The 16,819-nt window shown below is 69.0% G+C and carries 20 protein-coding genes and 1 pseudogene; 7 read left to right on the top strand and 14 right to left on the bottom strand.

The genetic code is table 11. The features are described from left to right. Positions 1 to 26 precede the first annotated feature (26 nt). Positions 27 to 818, bottom strand: a complete 792-nt coding sequence (locus BJ982_RS03405; RefSeq protein ID WP_184876459.1) for an ATP-binding protein — start codon at positions 816 to 818, stop codon at positions 27 to 29. Between the two features lie 287 nt (positions 819 to 1,105). Between BJ982_RS03405 and BJ982_RS03400 the strand changes: the two genes are divergently transcribed. Further along, positions 1,106 to 1,927, top strand: coding sequence for a helix-turn-helix domain-containing protein (locus BJ982_RS03400; RefSeq protein ID WP_184876457.1), 822 nt, complete (start codon positions 1,106 to 1,108; stop codon positions 1,925 to 1,927). After that, complete coding sequence (locus BJ982_RS03395; RefSeq protein ID WP_184876455.1) at positions 1,918 to 2,130, top strand: DUF397 domain-containing protein; 213 nt, start codon at positions 1,918 to 1,920, stop codon at positions 2,128 to 2,130. Before BJ982_RS03400 ends, BJ982_RS03395 begins: the two co-directional genes overlap by 10 nt. Positions 2,131 to 2,199: 69 nt before the next feature. On the opposite strand, the gene BJ982_RS03390 is transcribed toward BJ982_RS03395, so the two are convergent. The 3 genes from BJ982_RS03390 to BJ982_RS03380 form a co-directional block, all read right to left on the bottom strand. Then, positions 2,200 to 2,583 (bottom strand): HIT family protein, encoded by a 384-nt coding sequence (locus BJ982_RS03390; RefSeq protein ID WP_184876453.1) that lies wholly within the window; start codon positions 2,581 to 2,583, stop codon positions 2,200 to 2,202. Between the two features lie 107 nt (positions 2,584 to 2,690). Then, on the bottom strand, positions 2,691 to 3,137 hold the full coding sequence (locus BJ982_RS03385; RefSeq protein ID WP_184876451.1) for a pyridoxamine 5'-phosphate oxidase family protein: 447 nt from the start codon (positions 3,135 to 3,137) through the stop codon (positions 2,691 to 2,693). Positions 3,138 to 3,146: 9 nt separating this feature from the next. After that, positions 3,147 to 3,800 (bottom strand): DUF899 domain-containing protein, encoded by a 654-nt coding sequence (locus BJ982_RS03380; protein ID WP_184876449.1) that lies wholly within the window; start codon positions 3,798 to 3,800, stop codon positions 3,147 to 3,149. 90 nt (positions 3,801 to 3,890) lie between these two features. Here BJ982_RS03380 and BJ982_RS03375 point away from each other — a divergent pair, with 90 nt between their 5' ends. After that, positions 3,891 to 4,367 (top strand): winged helix-turn-helix transcriptional regulator, encoded by a 477-nt coding sequence (locus BJ982_RS03375; protein ID WP_184876447.1) that lies wholly within the window; start codon positions 3,891 to 3,893, stop codon positions 4,365 to 4,367. 189 nt (positions 4,368 to 4,556) lie between these two features. On the opposite strand, the gene BJ982_RS03370 is transcribed toward BJ982_RS03375, so the two are convergent. From BJ982_RS03370 to BJ982_RS03355, 4 genes are all read right to left on the bottom strand, one after another. Next, entirely contained in the window at positions 4,557 to 4,991 is a 435-nt protein-coding gene (locus tag BJ982_RS03370) for an NUDIX domain-containing protein (RefSeq protein WP_239123259.1), read from the bottom strand. A 177-nt stretch (positions 4,992 to 5,168) separates the two neighbouring features. After that, a complete protein-coding gene (locus tag BJ982_RS03365; RefSeq protein ID WP_184876445.1) occupies positions 5,169 to 5,597 on the bottom strand; it encodes a PIN-like domain-containing protein in 429 nt (142 codons plus the stop codon). Between the two features lie 14 nt (positions 5,598 to 5,611). After that, positions 5,612 to 6,289, bottom strand: coding sequence for a DUF433 domain-containing protein (locus BJ982_RS03360; protein WP_184876443.1), 678 nt, complete (start codon positions 6,287 to 6,289; stop codon positions 5,612 to 5,614). Positions 6,290 to 6,501: 212 nt separating this feature from the next. Continuing rightward, positions 6,502 to 7,446 (bottom strand): DMT family transporter, encoded by a 945-nt coding sequence (locus BJ982_RS03355; RefSeq protein WP_184876440.1) that lies wholly within the window; start codon positions 7,444 to 7,446, stop codon positions 6,502 to 6,504. Between the two features lie 697 nt (positions 7,447 to 8,143). On the opposite strand from BJ982_RS03355, the gene BJ982_RS03350 reads away from it, so the two are divergent. Continuing rightward, the gene (locus tag BJ982_RS03350; RefSeq protein WP_184876438.1) at positions 8,144 to 9,040 is read left to right on the top strand and encodes a hypothetical protein; all 897 of its coding nucleotides are present in this window, start codon (positions 8,144 to 8,146) and stop codon (positions 9,038 to 9,040) included. Between the two features lie 9 nt (positions 9,041 to 9,049). Here BJ982_RS03350 and BJ982_RS38900 read toward each other — a convergent pair whose 3' ends face one another. The 3 genes and pseudogenes from BJ982_RS38900 to BJ982_RS03340 form a co-directional block, all read right to left on the bottom strand. Then, on the bottom strand, positions 9,050 to 9,175 hold the full coding sequence (locus BJ982_RS38900) for a hypothetical protein (protein WP_260413627.1): 126 nt from the start codon (positions 9,173 to 9,175) through the stop codon (positions 9,050 to 9,052). A 119-nt stretch (positions 9,176 to 9,294) separates the two neighbouring features. After that, positions 9,295 to 9,417, bottom strand: a pseudogene (locus tag BJ982_RS38895) (oxidoreductase); the annotation flags it as partial. A 561-nt stretch (positions 9,418 to 9,978) separates the two neighbouring features. Next, the gene (locus tag BJ982_RS03340; protein ID WP_184876436.1) at positions 9,979 to 10,278 is read right to left on the bottom strand and encodes a hypothetical protein; all 300 of its coding nucleotides are present in this window, start codon (positions 10,276 to 10,278) and stop codon (positions 9,979 to 9,981) included. 519 nt (positions 10,279 to 10,797) lie between these two features. On the opposite strand from BJ982_RS03340, the gene BJ982_RS03335 reads away from it, so the two are divergent. Together BJ982_RS03335 and BJ982_RS03330 are read left to right on the top strand one after the other, a co-directional pair. After that, complete coding sequence (locus BJ982_RS03335) at positions 10,798 to 11,589, top strand: CPBP family intramembrane glutamic endopeptidase (RefSeq protein ID WP_184876434.1); 792 nt, start codon at positions 10,798 to 10,800, stop codon at positions 11,587 to 11,589. A 125-nt stretch (positions 11,590 to 11,714) separates the two neighbouring features. After that, positions 11,715 to 12,545: an alpha/beta fold hydrolase gene (locus BJ982_RS03330; RefSeq protein ID WP_184876432.1), complete on the top strand. Its 831-nt coding sequence runs from the start codon at positions 11,715 to 11,717 to the stop codon at positions 12,543 to 12,545. Positions 12,546 to 12,581: 36 nt separating this feature from the next. On the opposite strand, the gene BJ982_RS03325 is transcribed toward BJ982_RS03330, so the two are convergent. The 3 genes from BJ982_RS03325 to BJ982_RS03315 all read right to left on the bottom strand — a co-directional run bounded on the left by BJ982_RS03325 (position 12,582) and on the right by BJ982_RS03315 (position 14,648). Continuing rightward, complete coding sequence (locus BJ982_RS03325; RefSeq protein ID WP_184876430.1) at positions 12,582 to 13,493, bottom strand: DUF4429 domain-containing protein; 912 nt, start codon at positions 13,491 to 13,493, stop codon at positions 12,582 to 12,584. A 71-nt stretch (positions 13,494 to 13,564) separates the two neighbouring features. Continuing rightward, positions 13,565 to 14,275, bottom strand: coding sequence for an HAD family hydrolase (locus BJ982_RS03320; RefSeq protein ID WP_203959263.1), 711 nt, complete (start codon positions 14,273 to 14,275; stop codon positions 13,565 to 13,567). Positions 14,276 to 14,336: 61 nt separating this feature from the next. Then, entirely contained in the window at positions 14,337 to 14,648 is a 312-nt protein-coding gene (locus tag BJ982_RS03315) for a hypothetical protein (RefSeq protein WP_184876428.1), read from the bottom strand. A gap of 739 nt (positions 14,649 to 15,387) precedes the next feature. Between BJ982_RS03315 and BJ982_RS03310 the strand changes: the two genes are divergently transcribed. Then, the gene (locus BJ982_RS03310; protein WP_275411726.1) at positions 15,388 to 16,635 is read left to right on the top strand and encodes a type I glutamate--ammonia ligase; all 1,248 of its coding nucleotides are present in this window, start codon (positions 15,388 to 15,390) and stop codon (positions 16,633 to 16,635) included. Positions 16,636 to 16,819: the final 184 nt, after the last annotated feature.

Here is a 16,819-nt window from a genome sequence, read left to right as displayed (position 1 = left end):
GGATGCCCGACCGGAACCGCGAACCCTCACGGACGGGCCACCTGAACGCGGGTCTCCGGGCGGGCGAGGCGCCAGCGGGCCCAGACCGTCTTGCCCGGGGAGTCGCGGAGCGGGTTGGTCCCGGAGTCGTGCGCGAGGGCATCGACGATGGCCAGGCCACGCCCGTGGACCGCTTCGAGCCCCAGGTTCAGCTGACGAGGCCGTTCGGGCCCGTGGTCGGTCACCCGCACGCACAGCTCCCCGGCCGTGAGCCACAGAGACACCCTGACCGGCGGCAGCCCATGACCGATCGCGTTGGCCAGCAACTCCCCGACGACGAGCACCACGTCAGCGGCCAGATCCGGCGGCACCCACGTCCGGAGAACCTCGGCGGCCTCGCCGCGGACCCTCCCGACCACGGCCAGGTCATGCGGCACGTCCCAGCAGACGGTACGCAGGTCCTCCGGCGTCTCTGGCATGGCCGCTCCTCGAAATGACCCTGCGGCCGACGCGCCCGGCGACCGCTGCTCGGTGATGTGATGTACGACCTCGCGCTCGGCCTCGCGCATTCGTGCGCGCAGTTCGTCGGTGGTGGGAGCCTCGACGATCAGCGGAGCAGGTGCAGGCCACGTCGCGATCGCGAAGTAACGCCGCGTGCCCACGCCGTACGAGACCATCCATCCGGGCTCGACCAGATCCAACTGTCCAGCCGCCGCCCGCTCGGCCACATCCCAGTTCCCCGGGTGTACTGGGACCGGGCTCGTTCCCTTCCGGTGCCGTCCGGTGAGCCGTACGTCCTCGCTCCATTCCTTCATGCCGCTGCTCCGCACGGAATCCATGCTGACCTCTGCCTTATGACCGGGTTTTTCTCTAAGGGCTCAAAGGCCATGCACCCCTCCTTATGTGGACATAACTGTCGCTTTTCGGTCATGGATCCGATGACGTCCTCGCATGATGCGAGGTGTCTCCTATAACCGGCTTCTGTTGCCCGAAATCTCTTCACAGCGTGCTCTTGACCGGCTACGTTGTGCAGCAAAAGTGGAAGCACAGCAGCAGGACAGTTTTTGTAGCGGGTCCTGTCTGATCGCTGTGTGACCTCTGTGCGACCGCTAGCCAAGGGGGGCGCATGCCTGCACCGGCCGAACTCGACCCCACCACCAGCCCGCTGGCCTTCTTTGGGGCTGAGCTGCGTAAATTTCGGCAGAGAGCGGGTGTCTCTCAAGAAGATCTGGCCAACAGTATTAGCTTCAGTGCGAGCCTGATCGGCTTCGTCGAAAGAGCGCAGCGCTTCCCGAGCCGTGATTTTGCGGAGCGCTGCGACAAGGCTCTAGAGTCGAACGGCGAGCTTCTCCGCCTTTGGCCCCTTCTTACTCGGGAGGCGAGTCCTCCTTGGTTCCATGGTTGGCTGGATGTCGAACATCAGGCACATACGCTGCGTACCTGGCAGCCTCTGGTCGTTCCAGGACTTCTGCAGACGGAGGAATACGCGCATGCGGTGATCGGTGGCGAACCTCGTATCACTGAGGAAGATGTGGCCAAGAGGCTGCAAGCACGTATGGAGCGACAGACGATCTTGGCGCGTGACAAGCCGCCACTCCTTCAAGTCGTGCTTGATGAATGTGTGTTACTACGTCCGATCGGCGGTACGGACGTGATGCGTCGGCAGCTGGAGAGGCTTCTGAGCGCTGCGGAGTCTCCGAGTATCAGTATCCAAGTGGTTCCGTTGATGCTTGGAGGGACCGCAGGGATTTCTGGAGGGTTCGTCATCGCACAGCTTCCGGCACGGACGGACACGGTGTATATCGAATCCGCCAACTACGGATACGTGACCAGCCACTCCAGAGACGTCGATGCCATCCACAGCAGGTACGACGCCATACGGATAGAAGCATGTCCGCAGCACGCGTCGATCGACCGGATCAGAGAGGCAGTAAGGGCATGGAGTTAAGTGAAGAGCTGAGGACTGCGGCCTGGCGCAAGGCTGAGCGAAGCGCATCCAACGGCGGTGATTGCCTGGAGGTGGCTCCGTTGTCCGATGGGCGGGTTGGTGTGCGGGACACCGAGGCTCCGGAGAAGGCGCCGTTCGTGGTGAGTGCGAGTGTCTGGGGCGCCTTCATCGACGGCGCCAAGAAGGGTGAGTTCGACTTCTGAGGTCTCGGGAACGCAAGACGGGAAGCTCTCGGTCATCCGAGTGCTTCCCGCCCGTTGCTGTGCTGACGCTCATGTCCGGCTCTCTGCCGCCGTGGTGGCGGCGCAGGCGGCGTGCTGCGGTGTCCACGGCAGCGGCAGCCCGTCCCCGTCGGCGCGGGGCACGACGTGCAGATGCAGGTGCCATACCGTCTGGGTCGCCGCGGCGCCGCGGGAGGTGATGACGTTGACCGCGGGCCACTGCCCGGCGAGCTCGGCGGCGCGCGCCATGGTGGCGGCCGACACCGCCGGGTCGACGGCGACGTCGGCCACATGGACGTGCGGGATCACCAGCACGTGGCCGGGGACGACCGGGTGGCGCGGGCTGATGGCGATGGTGTCCGCCCAGCGGCGGATCACTGTGGCCGGGGCCTGGCCGGCGACGATGGCGCAGAACACACAGCCAGGCGCGGTCACTTCTTTTCGCCCTTCTCGCTGCCGGAAGTGCGGGAGGTCTTCATGATGCCTGCTCTTCCTTGGACAGGCGAAGGGCCAGGCAGCAGGACGCGCAGGATGCCGGGAGCCTATTCCGCGCCGAAGTCGAAGCTCAGCCAGCGGTCCGGCCGTGCGGTGAACAGCACGAAAGTGCCTGAGGGGTTGCCGACTTCGCCCTCGGCGAAGCCGTGTGCGACGTCCTCGGGCAGGTAACGGCTCGTGATCGTGACGACGTCGGCGACCGTCGGCTTCCGGTCCGCACCGACCACCGTGCATTCGACGGTGACGTACTTGTACGGGGCCTCCGGCCGCTGCACGCAGAAGCTGAGCTTCCCGGCGCGTTCGAGCAGGCGGGTCTTGCGGGCCGTGCGGCCCTGCGTGCCGGTGAAGAAGGTGATGTTCCCGCCGGGCTGGTAGGCGTACCAGACGGGGACGGTGAGCGGTGGGCGGTCGTCGTCGCCGGCCACACTGAGCACGCCGATGCGGGGCTCCGCCAGGAAGCTCTCGCGTTCCGCGGGGGTGAGGGTCCGTGCCATCGTGAACTCCTAGTACTCGTCTCGGGCCCTGAGCCAGCTCATGGTCGGATCCTGCGGCCACCCGGCCGGAGAGTCCTCCCACTGCTCCTGCCGGCCGTAGGGGGTCAGGTCGAGCAGGTTGAAGTCCAGCCGGAGCCGGTCGACCCCGCGCGCAGTGGTGTAGTACGTCCGGAACACCTCATCCCCATCGCGGAGCAGCACGCTCAACCCGAAAAGGCCGCCGAGGCCGAGGTCGGGGTAAAAGTCGTTGTCATAGGCCGAGTACCAGGGGACGGTCCAGCCGAACCGCTGGCGCACTATGTCGATCTCCTGCCGGGGCGCGGGCGACATCAGGATCAAGGTGGTGTCACGGGCGTTGAGGTGGGGCTGGTCCGCGAGGTTGTCGGCGAAGGACGCGCACCCGGTGCACACATGGTCGTGCCCCGGCGACAACATGAAGTGGTAGATCACCAACTGGCGGCGGCCGTCGAACAGGTCGGTGAGACCGACCGTGGCGCCGTCCGGCGCGGTGAACGCGTAATCCGTACTTAACCGCACCATCGGCAGCCGGCGCCGCTCGGCGGCCAGCGCGTCGAGCGCGTGCGTGAGTTCCTTCTCCTTGACCAGCAACGAGTCCCGCGCGGCTTGCCACTCCTCCACGGAGACGACGGGTGGACGGTTCATCGGCTGCCCCTTTCCTAGTTAGTTTCTTCAGGGAACGGACGCTACCAGACTCAGTTCCCTGAGGGAACCTACTGAGCTAGAATCGTGTGCATGCAGCGCACCCGCTTCGGCGACATGGCCTGTTCGATCGCCCGCACCCTCGATGTCATCGGGGAGCCGTGGTCCCCGCTCATCCTTCGGGACGTCTACGTAGGGATGACCCGCTTCGAGCAGATCCAGCAGGACCTCGGGATCTCCCGCAAGGTCCTGACCGAACGCCTGAAATGGCTGGTCGACAACGACGTCCTGGAACGCCGCGAATACTCCACCCGCCCCCCGCGCCACGAATACGTGCTCACCACCAAGGGCACCGAACTGTGCGACCTACTCCTGGTAATGGTCCGCTGGGGCGACCGCTGGACCGCCGGCGAAGCCGGCCCCCCAGTCCTCTACCGCCACCACGCCTGCGGCCAGATCGCCCACGTCGACCTGCACTGCTCGGCCTGCGACCGCCCCATGCACGCGACCGACATAGACCTCCTCCCAGGCCCGGGCCAACCGGCTCAGCCAGTGAAGAAGCTCCCCTGACGGATAGGTGAAGGTGGCCGGATAATCCGTCCGTCGCCGATGCGGTGAACGCGCTGACTACGGTGAACATCTCCCCGGTGCACGCCCTCAGCACGGTTGGCGCGGGAGGAGTACACCTGGTCCGCAGCCACCGTGCCCGGGGGTGGCGGTAAGAGTGGAACCTCTCCGGATCTGGGGATCGTGCCGGTGTCACCGCTGCGCGATGATCTTCTCCCAGGTCCGGATGGTGCGCTTGTAGGGCTCTGGCATGGGCAGGGCCGGTACGTCGGCGTAGGGGAAGAGGCCGAGTTCCTTGTGCTCGTTCGAGCTGCGTATCTGCTCGTCGCCGTTGTACGTGGTTCCGTAGCTCACGATGAAGGTGTGCCGCAGCCGGCTGATCTCATAGACCCAGGTGTCAATGATCTCTTCGACGCTCACGGTGATGTTCAACTCTTCCAGAACCTCGCGGCATACGCACACCTCCGGTGTCTCTCCGACTTCGAGCTTCCCGCCCGGCAGTTCCCACTCGTCACGCTCGTTCATGAGGAGTGGAACCCTTCCCCCGATGTCGACCACCAGCTTCACGGATATGGGTAGTTGATACTCGAAGTAGCCGGGGTTCCGCTCCACCATGTACTCGGGCATGCCATTACTCCGCAGCCGGTCAGGACCATCCATGTTCATCTCCCACTCTCGTCGTCCAACAGGATGCCTGCCACGTCGTCCGCGTCCTCGCATTTCGGGGCCGACGTGCCGGTTGACGCCGCCGCCTCGTGCTGCCTGATCAGGTTCGAGTGGTGGCGGTCTCAGGCATGGACGTCGCTACGAGGTGCGCCCGTGGATCTGCATCTCTTTGAGCTTCGAGTCGTTGATCGCCATGAACCAGGGGCCGGGGCCGTGTTCCTTGATCTCGCGCTCGATGTCTTCCCAGCGGCGTGTGAGCAGGCACATGGTGTCCCAGTTGGACAGGTCTCTCTTGCCGGCGATCCAGAAGACGCGGGCTTTGTGCGCCGCATAGAGCATGGCCTTCGCGTGCTTGGTTCGGATGCGCTTGTCCCGTGTGATGACGACAAGGTCTCTGGCGGCGACCTTGGGGATCCAGTCGTCGTCCAGGGAGCCAAGGGGCACTTCCGGGATGAGCGGGTGATTGGTGTGAATGACGTCCCTGCGCAGGAGGGCGAGCGCCCTGCCGACGCCGAGAGACGTCTCGTCAACGAAAAAGCGCACACCACGTACGTCGATGGGGGGCATGACGTTCCGTTTGGTCAGGCGCTGCGCAGCTTTTCGAACAGGACTGCCTGCCGTACCTGTTCGAGTGGCAGCTCGTACAGTTCGGCGATCAGTTCCTCGGGGTCGCCCGCGCGGACCTGTTCGGCGATCACTTCGGTCGGGACGGATCGGACGGCGGGTTCTCCGAAGGCGCGCACCGGGTCGATCTTGACCGCAGGGGTTCTCAGATCTGCGAGCAGGCGGGCGGCGGTGCCCTCGTCGAACTCGACGGCTTTGATGAAGAGTTCGACGGGGTCGGCCATGACGAGCTGTCCGTTGCGCGGAACCACGAGTAGGAGCTCGCTCTGCAGGCCGACCTGCTCCTGGACTCGCCCCACGAGTTCTTTGCCATAGGGCGTGACGAAGTTGGCCGAGTGGGCCAGGGGATACTGTGATCCGGTTTCGGTCCGGAGCTTGGTTATCGCCGGCCGCATGTTGATGATGGGAACACCCGCGTCGCGATACTCGGCCAGCAACCGCGTCTCGATGAACTCGCCCCATGTCACCGTGGTTTCACCGGTATGGCACTGGCGAACGACCGGTTCATATGTGCGGTTATTGCGGGAATATCCGTCAATCCAGCGTCGCGCGGTGCCCCCGGGTAGGCCGATCAGACGATCGACCTGTGACATCGTGTAGGTCGGCCGGTCGAGCAGATCGACGACGACGCTCATGGTGCGAATCATCCCATCGGCACGCTGATTGAAACTCCTGACACTCCCGAACCTAGCGATCAGATCATGAACTTGGGTGTTACGAAAAAGGTTTGGATTCTGTCGTGTCCGAATCCCGACTTATTGTCGAGTAGATGCTCTGCAACATGTCTGATTGGCCGGAATTTTCGGGTCCCGTGATGGTATGTGACTGTTGCGCGTAATATTTGACGTTATGGTCGGTCCTGTGGGACGACCTCGCGGTCCCGGCTGTTTTGGCGGGTGCGTGGAGTTTTGAAGAGGGACTGAGCCTCGGCGAGGAGGACGGCGAGGAGCATTAGGGCGGCGCCGGTCCAGCCGAGGGGGGTGGGGCGGTCGCCGGCCAGCCAGAAGCCGAAGACGCCGGCGAAGGCGGGTTCGGTGGCGAGGATCAAGGAGGCGCGGACGGGGGACGTGCGGCGCTGGGCGTAGGACTGGATGAAGTAGGCGATGGCGCTGGCCACGACGGCGGTGAAGACGATGGCCCACCAGACGTCGGCGTTCGCGGGCGGGGTGAGGTCGCCGGTTATCGCTGAGGCGCCCAGGGCTACGATCCCGACGACGCCGAGTTGCACCGTCACCAGGGGGCCCACGGGGAATCGGCGGATCACGCGGTCGGTGGCGATGATGTGGGCGGCGAAGGCGAGGCTGCACAGCATGGTGAGCGCGTCGCCTAGCGGGTGCCATGCGCCACCGAAGCCGGACAGCAGGAAGAGACCGAAGGCGGCCAGGACGATGCAGCCCCACACCCAGGCGCTGATCGCCTGGCGGAGGATCAGCCAGGCGAGGATCGGGGTGAGGACCACGTACAGGCCGGTGATGAAGCCGGCGTTGGAGACCGTGGTGTGTCCGAGCCCGATGGTCTGGAAGGCGTACCCGGCGGTGAGCAGCAGCCCCAGGACCAGCCCGGCCCGCCACCCCGCGGCGGGGAGCCGCCGGAGCCTGGCGCCGTAGGGGACGAGGAGGACGGCCGCCGCCAGCAGGAAGCGGAACGCGATGAACGTCCACGGCGGTATGTCGCGGATCGCGTCCTGGATCATCGTGAACGTGAAGCCGAAGCACACGGCCACGCCGACGAGCCCCAGCTCGGCGACGCGCCGGTTCCCGGCCTCGGCGGATCTGTCGGCGACGATGCTCATGAAGCAGACCTCTCTGTCGGGTTCACGGGCTTCTGTCGGGGTTGGACCTCTATCGGGTTCGCGGGCTTCTGTTGGGGATGGAGCTCTGGCGCGTTGGAGCTCCGTCGGATTCATGGGCTTCTGTCGGGGTGGACCTCTGGCGGGGATGGCGTCCTGTCGAGGTTATGGGTCTCCGTCCCGGTTATGGGCCTCTGACGGTTTTGCGGGCTCGCTGGGGTCTCGCGCGGGTGGTCCGGGGGCGGTGGGTGGGTGCTGGCGCGCGGTGGTAGTCCTTCCGCGTGGCCGGGGCGGGCCTGGCTCATGTCCCGGGTTGCGAGCGAGGTGCGATCGGCTCGCGGTCGAGCCGTGGGCGGGGGGGCGATCGGCTCGGGGGCCTCGGGGCGCGGCGGTCTTAGGCGCGGCGGTCTCGGCGTCGTCTCCGGAGGCGTTCATCACGGCATCACCGGGCCGTCGGGCGCTTGCTTCTGTGCGCAGGGTTGCGCTCGGTGGTCTGTCTCGGGCCGGTAAGGACAAGAGCATCCTCTTGTCAGGGGTGTTCGCCGTCAAGGACCACTTGTCCGTTGTACTCGGCTGTTTTCGCATGTCACTTGATATGTGGATCCGTCTGGAACGGCGGGTTCCGGGTGGTGGGGAGTGGCCCGCGACATGTCCGATACGTACAAGCCGGCCCCGCTCGGCGTGGGCGAGCATGGGCGGCATGGAACTCGACGTGAAGCTCGCGAAAGCGGAAACCTTTCTGGCCACACACGCCCGCGTGCTCGACCGCCACCGGTTCGCCGTGGCCACCGGCAGGGACGCGTCGGCGGACGCCCTGTTCGCGGCCCTCGCCGCCTACCGGAACCCCGACGGCGGTTTCGGCTGGGGACTTGAGCCCGACCTGCGGTCGCCCGAGAGCCAGCCCGCGGGCGCGCTGCACGCCTTCGAAGTGCTGGAAGAGGCGCGATCGGACCCGGGCGGGCTCGCCCCGGCGCTGTGCGACTGGCTGACCTCCGTCACCCTGCCCGACGGTGGGCTGCCCTTCGCGCTGCCGGTGGCCGAGCCGGCCGGGACCGCCCCCTGGTGGCGCGGCGCGGACCCTTCGGCGTCGTCCCTGCACATCACCGCCGCCGTCGCCGCGGCCGCGCACCGGGTCGCGCGGTACGACAAGGCGGTGCGTGACCATGCCTGGCTGGCGCGCGTCACCGCGTTCTGCCTGCGCGAGATCGCCCGGGACGCGCGCATGACGGCGTACGAGCTCCGCTACTCCCTCGCGTTTCTCGACGCGATCCAGGACGCGATGCCCGAGACCGCCGCCCACCTCGAACGGCTCGCCGCCCGCCTGCCCGAGGACGGGACGCTGCCCGTCGAAGGCGGCCTGGAGGACGAGGTGCTGCGCCCGCTCGACATCTCCCCATGGCCGGGCCGCCCCCTGCGCCACCGCCTCCCCGAGGCCGTCGTCGCCGAGGACCTGAGGCGGCTCGCCGCCGGGCAGCGGGACGACGGGGACTGGGTCGTGGACTTCGCCGCCCAGTCGCCGGCCTCGGCCCTCGAATGGCGCGGCCACAGCACCGTCAACGCCGTCAGAATCCTCCTCGCCCACCAGGCGGGCGAGTGACCCGTCAGGTCAGCGCTGCCTCGCCGGGCGGATGACGAGCTCGTTGACGTCCACGCCGGGCGGCTGCCCGATCGCGTAGGAGATGGCCCCGGCGATGCTGTCGGGCGGGATGGAGTTCGCCCGGTAGGTCCGCATCGCCTCCCGCGACGCCGGGGGAGACCGTGGTGACGCGGATGCTCGGGTCCAGTTCCAGGGCGCAGGCCCTCGGTGATGGCCCAGGCGGCGTACTTCGTGGCGCAGTAGACCGCTCCCGTCGGGGAAACCTGGTGGGCGCCGATCGAGGCGACGGTGACGAAGTGGTCGCCGCCCTGCCGCTGGAAGTGCGGCAGCGCGGAGGCGACCCCGTGCAGGAGACCGCGCACGTTGACGTCGATCATCCGGTCCCACTCGTCGGTGAGCAGCGCGTCCAGCCGGGACACCTGGTGGCCCCTCACCGGCGAGGCGCAAGGCGGTGGCCAGCGCCCGGCCGAGGCCGGTCGAGCAGCCGGTGATGAACCAGACAGGGGTGTCTCTACCGTCATCGCGGGTGTCACTCCAATAAATCGGGCCGCGCGGGCATGGCGGAGCACGCGTCGTACGGGTGTGTGGTCCGCGGGTTGAGATCGCGCGGCGAGGGGACGCGCCGAGTGTCCGGCGCGTTGGTCGATCAGGACTCGGGCAGGTGGGGGGCTGGTGAGCGGGTCGGGCGCACCATGCGCCCGCGGGGCCCGTCCGGCGTACTGCGGTAGTCGGGCCGGAGTGGGGCGCGGCGGGTCCGCGGGAACCGCCCGAGCGGTCTCTCCGTCTCCAGGGGTTCGAGGCTAGGCCGGAAACCGGCCGCGTGGCCGACGAGGGTGGGCGCGTTACTCCCACCCTCGGCCCGCCGGGCCCACGCGCGCCGTCCGGCACGACCGCGTCGCCGCGCACGACCGGTGACCTGGCCCGGCGGTGGGACGCGGTCATTCTTCGGCCTCCTCGACGGCGGGCCGTCGTCGCTCGGACGACCGCCACGGCCTGATCACGCCCTGGAAGATCGCGGCGGCGCCGGCCGCGGGGGCGAGGAAGTGCTCGGGGGAGAGCGCGGGCGGAGGGTCCACGAGCAGGCGGATCGAGCCGGCCAGCAGGACGAGCCAGCCGACGATCATCACGAGCTGGCGCAGCAGGCCGGACATGTGCCCGAGCAGGCCCGTCGTCGCCGTGACGACCGTGGCGGCGTCCTCCAGCACGCGCACCAGTTTGTACCGCTTCGATCTGGCCACGCGGCCCACCTCCCACCAAAAAGATCATTGATCCGATCGGTGGGCCGCTAGCGCTAGCAATATCAACCCGTCGCTACTCCCGCAACGCGAACCCGCAGGTCATGAACAAGTTTTCGAAGAGGTGTTCGAGATGGGCGCCGCCTTGCCCATGGTGTGGGGGACGGATCACCGGGAGCCGTGGGCCGCGGACAACGGAGAGGTATGGGCCCTGAGTCACGGAGGGGCACGGGGTCACGGAGAAACGTGGGCCGGATCACGGGGAGGCGTGGGCCGTGGAGAACGGGGGAGGCGCGGGCCCTGAATCGCGGAGAGGTGCGGGGCCACGGAGGAGCGTAGGCCGGTTCATGGGGAGGCGTGGACCGTGGAGAACGGAGAGGGGCGGGCCCTGAAGCACGGAGAGCCGTGGGCTGGATCACTGGGGGGCGTGGGCGTGGCCGTGGGTCGCGGAGAGGTGTGGATTCTGGATCGGCGGGAGGTGTGCGGACGGCCGGTTTACGAGGCCGGGGCTACGCTGCGGGCATGCACGCCTCTTCCCCGTCTCAGGCGCTCGGCGGCGCGGCGGAGCTCACCCCCCGGCTCGCCCGCATGGAGATCTTCGTGGTCTTCGCGGTGTCGCTCGGCGCCAGCGGCCTTCGCGCGCTCGTCTCCCTGATCGGCTCGCTGACCGCGCCCCGCGCCCTCAGCGGCCAGCAGGCCGTGCTCGTCGGCACCCGCGCGCCGGGACGGCCGTGGTTCGACCTCACGCTGCAGCTCGTCGACATCGCCGTCTCCCTCGCGCCGGTCGCGCTCGTCGCCTACCTGCTGGCCCGCTCGTACGGCTCGCTGCGCACGATCGGGGCCGACGCCCGCGAGCCGGGGCGCGACCTGCTCAGGGGTGCCGTCCTCGCGGCGGTCGTGGGTGGTACCGGGCTGGTGTTCTACCTGATCGCCTACGGCGCGGGCGTGAACCTCGACGTCGTGCCCGACCAGTTGCCCGACGTCTGGTGGCGTGTGCCCGTCCTGCTGCTGGCCGCGGCGCAGAACGGCGTGCTGGAGGAGGTCGTCGTCGCGGGCTACCTACTGCACCGGCTGGCCGGGCTCGGCTGGGGGCCGTGGCGCGCGGTCGCGGTGTCGTCGCTGATCCGCGGGTCCTACCACCTGTACCAGGGCTTCGGCGGGTTCGTGGGCAACGTGGCCATGGGGCTGTTGTTCGGGCGCCTGTACCAGAAGTGGGGTCGGGCAATGCCGCTGGTGGTGGCGCACACGCTGATCGACGCCGTGGCCTTCGTGGGGTACGGACTGCTGCGCGGCCGGGTGTCCTGGCTGCCGTGAGATCTCGTGCCGCCCGGTGGCCGTGATCGTGCCGGCACGGCGGGTGTCAATCCAGATTGACGGAGATCAGCATGTCAACCTAGATTGACAATCGCCATCGAGACGGCGACCGAGAGGGGCTTGCCATGCGCACCTCGACCCTGCGTGTGCCCGGCGCGGACATCTACTACGAGGTACGGGGCGTCGGCCCCGTGCTCCTGCTCGTCCCCGGCGGCGGCGGCGACGCCCAGGCGTACGCCCGCCTGGCCCGCGTCCCGGAGGACCGCTACACGGTGGTCACCTTCGACCCGCGCGGCAGCTCACGCAGCACGCTGCTCGAAGAACTCGGTGAGCAGCGTATCGAGGTGTACGCCGAAGACGTCTCACTGCTGCTGAAGGAGGTCGGCGGCGGGCCCGCGCACGTCTTCGGCAGCAGCTCCGGCGCCCTCATCGGCCTCGACCTGACCGCACGCCACCCCGGCCAGGTGCGCACCCTCGTCGCGCACGAGCCGCCGGTCGTGTCGTTCCTGCCGGACGCCGCCCACTGGACCGCCTTCCTGCGCGAGGTGCACGACACCCAGGCCGAGCAGGGCACCGGCGCGGCCCTGCGCAAGTTCGCCGAGGCCATGAACCTGCCCCGGCAGTTCGACCCCGGCGCAGAGCTGCCGCCTGAGGCGCGCCGGATGCCGGCCAGGGTCGCGGCCAACATGGAGTTCTTCTTCCGCCACCAGGTGCGGTCCTTCTCCGCCTACGTCCCCGACGTCGAGGCGCTGCGCGGAGCGCCGGTCATCGTCGCCGGAGGAGTGCAGGGCCGTCCGTACATGCCGTACAAGGCCGCCCTGGCGGTGGCCGAGCGCCTCGGCGCCCAGCCGGCCGAGTTCCCGGGCGACCACGTCGGCTACCTGGCCGAGCCGGTCACGTTCGCCGAACGCCTGCACGAACTGCTGACCACCCCACCCACCCACCGGCCCGACTGACGCCGCCCGTCTCCAGCCGCACTCGTCAACGACGGGTCAGAGTCTGCGGAGCAGGGCCTGCTTCGCCGCGGTGAACTCCTCCTCGGTGAGCACACCGTCCTTGCGCAGGTCGCCGAGTTCGCGCAGCCGCCGCAGCAGGGCGTCGGGGTCGCCCCCGTCGGCCGTCTCCGGCCCCGTCAGCGCCCGCGCCGGTCCCGAGCCGTCCGTCTGTGCTGCGTCCGCGTGCCACGGCGCGTCATTCGGGGCGAACGGATGCGGCAGCCGCGCCGTGATCGCCGCGATCAGCATCGCGCACGTCCGCGTCTCCTTCTCCATGCCCCACAGGACCAGGCACAACGGGTCGTGTTTGGGCTGCTGCCGTGTCGTCACCCCCCGGACCCGGAAGCGGATGTGCCCGTTCTCCAGCCCCGCCGACGGCGACCAGTCGACGCCCTCCAGGTCCTTCAGCGCGATCTGCTGCGCGCCCGCCGACCGCTTGCCGGACTCGGTGGCCCAGTTCCAGGCGAGGTGGACCGTCGAGCCGTCGAACACGGCGCTGCCGTCCCCCGCCGTCGCCGTCAGCGGCACCGCCGGGCCGGGCAGCAGGTAGTGGTCACAGGGCCCGTCGGGCACCTGCTCGATCAGCAGCGCGTTGCGCACCTCGTCGGCGAAGTACTCCGCCACGCCGGTGCGGTCCTGGTCGACGGCGAGCTGGTACGGGTCGCCGGCGTCGGAGATGCGCCCCCGTGTGGCCTGCTCGAACGGGTCGGCCCCTTCACGGAGGCGCAGCCTGAGCCGTCCCCCTTTGCGGCCCGGCTCATAGGTGATCCCCGCCACGGCCATGAGCGGCACCGACCGCTCACCCACCAGCCGCCGGAGCTTGTGAACATGCCGGTCTCCAGACGGAGTGACCCGAACGGTCTCCCCATCGAAGACCCACGCCCCATCGCGCACCAAGACCTCCGCCATACCGGGATCTTACGAGCCCTCCACCCTGCCGAGGAGGAACTACTCGGAGAGCCTCAGCATCTCGGGCCGGGTTAGCGGTTGGTGGGGGTGAGGATTGCTTGGACGACGGTGGGGGTGTCGGAGAGGTCGTTCAGGACCAGTTCGGCGCCGGCGGCCAGGAGGGTGTTTCTGTCGCTGGCGCCGGTCGCGACGGCGACGACGCGGGCGCCGCCGAGATGGCCCGCCTGGACGTCGTGGCGGGTGTCGCCGACGAGGACGGTGTTGTCGCGGCCGAACGGCTGGCCGTAGACGTCGGTGGCGCGCCGCTGGGCGAGGCGCACCAGTTCGGCGCGGTCCTCGTGGTCCATGCCGAAGGCGCCCACCCGCAGGTCCATGAAGCGGCCGAGGTCGAAGGCGGCGAGCTTGCCGATCGCGATGGGCTCCATGTTCCCGGTGAGCACGGACTGCACGACGTCGTCCCGCCCGGCCAGCGCCTCCAGCGCCTCACGGGCGCCGCGAAGCACGTGGCCGTTCTCCCTGACCGCGCTCTCGTAGGTGACGAAGGCGCGGGCCAGCGCGTCGCCGAACACCTGGAGGAGGTCGGCGGACGCCTCGATGCCGTGCATGCGCAACGTGTCGACGGTGATCGCCCAGTCGGTGCGCCCCGCCATCTCGGCCACCTGTTCCAGAGGCCGGCTCGCGACCAGCTGGAATGCGTCGGCGTACGCGCGACGCCCGGCACCCGCGGTGTTCATCAGGGTGTGGTCGATGTCCCACAGGACGAGAGTGCGCGGGATGGTCACCGTCCGAGCATACGGAAGCCCGCGGGCCGCGCCGGTCGCCTACGGCCGGCGCGACTCGCGGTCAGCCGGCGGCGACGGGCTGGCGGTGCTGCTGCGGGGCCTGCGGACCCGGCACGGGCGCCTGACCGGCCGCGATCTCGGGCCGTGCCCCCGGGGCCTCGATCTGCCGCGGCGGAGCGCCCATCATGCGGCGGACCGCCTCTTCGAGCTCCTCGACCGTGTCGGCCTCGGCCATCCTCGTACCGGCGGGGACGGCCGTGCGGGGCATCGCCCAGAAACGCCGGGTGTGCTCCCCGTACCAGACGGTCCAGCCGGGCAACCGTGCCGCCAGCGCGCGAGCGGCGGCCTTGCTCTCGGTGACCTCGTTCGTCATCACGACCTTCTTCCGTGGGTCCAATCCGTCATTTCGGCCAGGACAGCCGCCGTCACCTGGGAAACCGCCGTACGCGGCCCGTCCCAAGCGGGCACGACCTCCCAATCGGACGGTCAACGGCCAACATCAACCAGACCGGACTGCCCGGATCAGCTCTGTGAAAACCCCCGGGACCAACGGTACGGGGTGAAAGCCATATTTGGCCCAGGGAACGATCGTGAAAATTCGCACGGCTTTTCCCGATCTTGAACACCCGTTTCGCCACCGCGACATGCCCGCGACAGTGAGATTTGTGGAACGCGAAGTCACGAACCTGCCGCGAAGGAGGTCAATTGCCAGGTGTCACGGCACTTTCCGTGGTCAGGACGGTGAGCGGGCCCGCCTGTCTCGCAGTCGCCCGCCAGCGCGGCCCTATCCGCGTACGGCGGCGCCCTGGCGACTGCCCGAACGCACGCCATTTCTCAGCGTCATGTGAGGTTGATCACTCTAGGCGATTGTTCGGTTTCCGTTCATCCGTAGTTCCGCTTGTCACGGGGTGAGGGCGCATCCCGTGCGTTTCCGGTTCCTCACAGCGCGTCAAATCACCGAACCTGTCGACGCGACCCGTCGCGGTGGAGAAGATGGCGGGGTGGACGAGTGGGAGCGTGGGCGGCGGGGTGGGGTGGCGCGGAGGGCTGCGGGGGTGCTTGCCGCGGGTGGGGTGTCGGAGGTTGCGGTTACGTGGGTGGATACCAGCGGGGTGACTCGGGTTAAGGCCGTGCCGGTCGCGCGGCTGGAGCACTTGGCCGCGTGGGGTGTCGGCGCGTCGCCGGTGTTCGACGTGTTCCTGCTCGACGACTCGATCGTGAGCGGACGCTTCGCCGGGGGGCCCGTCGGCGACCTGCGGCTGTACCCCGACCTCGACCGGCTGGCGATCATGCCCGCGCTGCCCGGGTGGGCGTGGGCGCCGGCCGACCGCTATGACCAGGAAGGGGCGCCGCATCCACTGGACGCGCGCCACCTGGTCCGCCGCGAGGCGGCGCGACTGGCCGAGCACGGCTTCTCCGTGCGGGCGTCCTTCGAGGTCGAGTGGGCGGCGTCCGTGGGCGGCGGCGACGACTTCGTCCCCGCGTGCACCGGTCCGGCGTACGGGATGACGCGGCTCACCGAGCGGTCCGCCTACCTGCGCGACATCGTCGAGGCGCTGGCCGCGTCGGGGGTGGCGGTCGAGCAGATCCACCCCGAGTACGCCGCCGGGCAGTACGAGGTGTCGACGGCGGCGGAGGACCCGGTGGGGGCCGCCGACACCGCCGTCCTGGTCCGCGAGACGATCCGCGCCGTCAGTCTGAACCACGGCCTGCGCGCGTCGTTCTCGCCGAAGGTGCTGACCGACGGCGTGGGCAACGGAGGGCACGTCCACCTCAGCCTGTGGCGGGACGGCGCCAACCTGATGGCGGGCGGTGACCGCCGGTACGGCCTCACCGCCGAGGGGGAGGGGTTCGCCGCGGGCATCCTGTCCCGCCTGCCCGCCCTGCTCGCGGTCGGCGCGCCGTCCGTGGCCAGTTACCTGCGGCTCGTCCCCTCGCACTGGGCGGGCGCGTACGCCTGCTGGGGTCTGGAGAACCGGGAGGCGGCGCTGCGGTTCGTCACCGGGTCGGCGGGCGAGCGCGGGCGGGCCGCCAATCTGGAGGTCAAGTGCTTCGACGCGGCGGCCAACCCCTACCTGGCGCTGGCCGCGCTGCTCGCCGCCGGGCGCGCGGGGGTCGCCGAGGGGGGCGCGCTGCCGGAACCCGTGGACGTCGATCCGGCCACGCTGCGGGAGGGGGTCACGCCGCTGCCGTCCTCGCTGGAGGAGGCCGTGGCGGCGTTCGAGGCCGACGCCACGCTGAAGGACGCCTTCGGCGAGGCCGTCATCGACACGGTCGCGACCGTTCGCCGTGGTGAGATCGCCCTGTTCGCCGGGGCCGCCCCGGACGAGATCGCCCGGCGCATCCGCTGGAAGCACTGAGATGGCTCGGCGTGGGTGTCGGTCCCGGCCGGTATCACGCCGCGTCTGAACGGATGTAAAGGGATTTTTCGGGTCTGCAGGGTTTCGTCGAGTTGTATTGGCGTGCGGGGGGTTAAGGGCGTTCAACGGTATATGCGGGCTCGTGGTATTCGCGGGAGGGGCGCCGGGGCACGGGAGCCTGTAG

The organism is Sphaerisporangium siamense (assembly GCF_014205275.1).
Classification (GTDB): Bacteria; Actinomycetota; Actinomycetes; order Streptosporangiales; family Streptosporangiaceae; genus Sphaerisporangium; species Sphaerisporangium siamense.
This window is presented reverse-complemented; position numbering and strand designations above follow the sequence as displayed.